At 72.1% G+C, this 3059-nt stretch carries 4 protein-coding genes; all 4 read left to right on the top strand.

Going from position 1 to position 3059, the window contains the following annotated elements; genetic code table 11:
• The first annotated feature begins 217 nt into the window (after positions 1-217).
• The 4 genes from dhaK to J1C73_RS15145 are packed head-to-tail and all read left to right on the top strand — an operon-like array spanning position 218 to position 2848.
• Positions 218-1204: a dihydroxyacetone kinase subunit DhaK gene (gene dhaK / locus J1C73_RS15160; protein WP_185095601.1), complete on the top strand. Its 987-nt coding sequence runs from the start codon at positions 218-220 to the stop codon at positions 1202-1204.
• A 58-nt stretch (positions 1205-1262) separates the two neighbouring features.
• Positions 1263-1877, top strand: a complete 615-nt coding sequence (gene dhaL / locus J1C73_RS15155) for a dihydroxyacetone kinase subunit DhaL (RefSeq protein ID WP_207316833.1) — start codon at positions 1263-1265, stop codon at positions 1875-1877.
• The gene (locus J1C73_RS15150; protein ID WP_123467049.1) at positions 1874-2284 is read left to right on the top strand and encodes a PTS sugar transporter subunit IIA domain-containing protein; all 411 of its coding nucleotides are present in this window, start codon (positions 1874-1876) and stop codon (positions 2282-2284) included. Before dhaL ends, J1C73_RS15150 begins: the two co-directional genes overlap by 4 nt.
• A gap of 57 nt (positions 2285-2341) precedes the next feature.
• Positions 2342-2848 carry an NUDIX hydrolase gene (locus tag J1C73_RS15145; RefSeq protein ID WP_207316832.1) on the top strand — a complete coding sequence of 169 codons (507 nt, stop codon included), beginning with the start codon at positions 2342-2344 and terminating at the stop codon, positions 2846-2848.
• The last annotated feature ends 211 nt before the right edge of the window (positions 2849-3059 follow it).

Below are 3059 nucleotides of genomic sequence, written 5' to 3'. Positions count from 1 at the left end.
TGGCGCCCCGGCCGGGGCGCCGAGCCGCCAGGACGCACCTCACCCCAGCGATGACAGGCCGTCAGTAGACTCGGCGACGAGTCGCCCCCGGTCCCACCGGCCCCGACTGCCGAAGGCCGTCCACCGCCGGGACCAACGACTCACGAAGCGGCCCCTGAGCTGCGAGAACCTGATCAGGGCGCCACCCGATGGCTCAACTGGGAGGTTACCGTTGAAAATGCTGATCAACGTCCCCGAAACCGTGGTCGCGGATGCTCTGCGCGGGATGGCCGCCGCCCATCCGGAACTGACCGTGGACGTCGAGAACCGTGTCGTCGTACGGCGTGACGCGCCCGTGGCCGGAAAGGCCGCCCTGGTCTCCGGCGGCGGGTCCGGGCATGAGCCGCTGCACGCCGGGTTCGTCGGGCCCGGGATGCTGTCGGCCGCGTGCGCCGGCGAGGTGTTCACGTCCCCGGTGCCGGATCAGATGGTGCGGGCCGCCGTCGCCGTCGACAGCGGTGCGGGTGTGCTCTTCGTCGTCAAGAACTACACCGGTGACGTGCTCAACTTCGAGATGGCCGCCGAGCTCGCCGACGAGGAAGGGGTCCAGGTCGCCCAGGTACTCGTCAACGACGATGTCGCGGTCACCGACAGCCTGTTCACGGCGGGGCGACGGGGCACGGGGGCGACGCTGTTCGTCGAGAAGATCGCCGGGGCGGCGGCCGAGGAGGGCGCTCCGCTGGACCGGGTGGCGGCGATCGCGCGGCAGGTGAATGAGTCGTCGCGCAGTTTCGGGGTGGCTCTGAGCTCCGTGACCACACCCGCCAAGGGCTCACCCACCTTCGACCTCCCCGCGGGTGAACTCGAACTCGGGGTGGGGATCCACGGCGAGCCGGGCCGTGAGCGGCGTCCGATGATGACGTCGCGGGAGATCGCCGACTTCACGGTCGACGCGGTACTGGAGGACCTGCGTCCGCACGGGCCCGTGATCGCGCTGGTCAACGGAATGGGCGCGACACCGCTGCTGGAGCTGTACGGGTTCAATGCCGAGGTGCAGCGGGCGCTGTCCGAGCGGGGCGTGGTCGTCGCTCGTACGCTCGTGGGGAACTATGTGACCTCGCTCGACATGGCGGGCTGTTCGGTGACCCTCTGCCAGGTGGACGAGGAGCTGGTACGGCTCTGGGACGCGCCGGTGGAGACGCCCGCACTGCGCTGGGGCCGTTGACCCTCCGTGTCCCCCTTGCAGTGCACGCCGCCACACTCGATGGACCCAAGGAGATCATGTGCTCGACGCCGACTTCTTCCGCCGCTGGATGACCACGACCGCCGCCGCCGTGGACCGCGAGGCGGCGCACCTGACCGAACTCGACTCGGCGATCGGGGACGCCGATCACGGCAGCAATCTGCAACGCGGATTCACCGCGGTGGTGGCTGCCCTGGAAAAGGAACCGCCACAGACGCCGGGGGCCGTACTGATGCTGGCCGGGAGGCAGCTGATCTCGACCGTCGGCGGAGCGTCCGGCCCGCTGTACGGGACGCTGCTTCGGCGTACGGGCAAGGCGTTGGGTGACGCGCCCACCGTGACCGTCGGGGATCTGGCGCAGGCGCTCGGGACGGGTGTGACGGCGGTGGCCCAGCTGGGCGGGGCCCAGGCCGGGGACAAGACGATGCTCGATGCCCTGCTGCCGGCGGCCGAGGCGCTGGGGACGTCGTTCGAGGCGGCGCGGGACGCGGCGCAGGCGGGCGCGCTGGCGACCGTGCCCTTGCAGGCGCGCAAGGGACGGGCCAGCTATCTGGGTGAACGGAGCATCGGGCATCAGGATCCGGGGGCCACGTCCTCAGCCTTGCTGATCACCGCGCTCGCCGAGGCCGACGGTACGGCCGGGGGTGTCGCGTGAGCGCGGACAAGCAGGTCGGGATCGTGCTGGTCTCGCACAGCGGGCCGGTGGCCGAGGCGGTTGCCGCGCTGGCCAGGGGGCTCGCTGCCGGTGGCGCGACAGCGCCGGTGGCCGCCGCCGGCGGGACGCCCGCGGGCGGCCTCGGGACGAGTGCGGAGCTGATCGCGGAGGCGGCCAGGCAGGTGGACGGCGGCGCGGGTGTCGCCGTCCTGGTCGACCTGGGCAGTGCGGTGCTCACGGTCAAGGCGATGCTGGCCGAGGGCGACGAACTCCCGGCCGGGGCTCGGCTGGTGGATGCCCCCTTCGTGGAGGGTGCGGTGGCCGCGGTGGTCACCGCTTCGGCGGGCGGTGACCTCGCGGCCGTGGCGGCCGCCGCGTCGGAGGCGTACGACTACCGCAAGGTGTAGGGCGGGCTGCCGTGTCGGCGGCCGCGGCTCCTGTGCCGTTCACTCACACTTGACGGCATGTCACCGAACGAGCGGCGCAGCGCCGGGCTTCTCCTGTTCCGTACGACCGGGGAATCCGGGCTCGAAGTCCTCATCGGGCATATGGGCGGCCCGTTCTGGGCGGGCCGGGAGAACGCGGCGTGGTCGGTGCCGAAGGGTGAGTACGGCCCCGAGGAGGAAGCGGCGGCCGCGGCACGGCGGGAGTTCGAGGAGGAGTTCGGCCACCCTGCCCCGGACGGTGCGTGGGTGGCGCTGGGCGAGTCCCGTCAGTCCGGCGGCAAGATCGTGACGGTGTGGGCGATGGAGGCCGGCCTCGATCCGGCGGCGGCCGTTCCGGGGACGTTCACGATGGAGTGGCCACGAGGTTCCGGCGTGCAGCAGGAGTTCCCGGAGATCGACCGGTTCGCCTGGTGCACGCCGGAGGTTGCCGTCGAACGCCTCGTCAAGGGTCAGCGGGTCTTCGTGGAGCGGCTGTGCGCCCTTGTGGCGGACGGGCGGGGGCCGTCCGCGCACGACGGGCCCTGAGGCTCTGAGGCTTGGGGCGGGCTGTGCTGTCGTACGGCCGGCGGGTCAGGAACCGTCGGCCGGTGCGCCCTCGTGGAGTTCGAGCCGGTCGCCGGTGAAGCGGCCGCGGAAGCTGCGGTCGTGCGAGACGACCACGACGGCTCCCGCATATGCCGCCAGCGCCGCCTCCAGTTCCTCCACCAGGCCGAGGGCGATGTGGTTCGTCGGCTCG

The organism is Streptomyces laculatispora (assembly GCF_017353455.1).
Taxonomy (GTDB): Bacteria; Actinomycetota; Actinomycetes; order Streptomycetales; family Streptomycetaceae; genus Streptomyces; species Streptomyces laculatispora.
The sequence above is the reverse complement of the archived record's forward strand: the minus strand, read 5'-3'. Positions and strand labels throughout refer to the sequence as shown.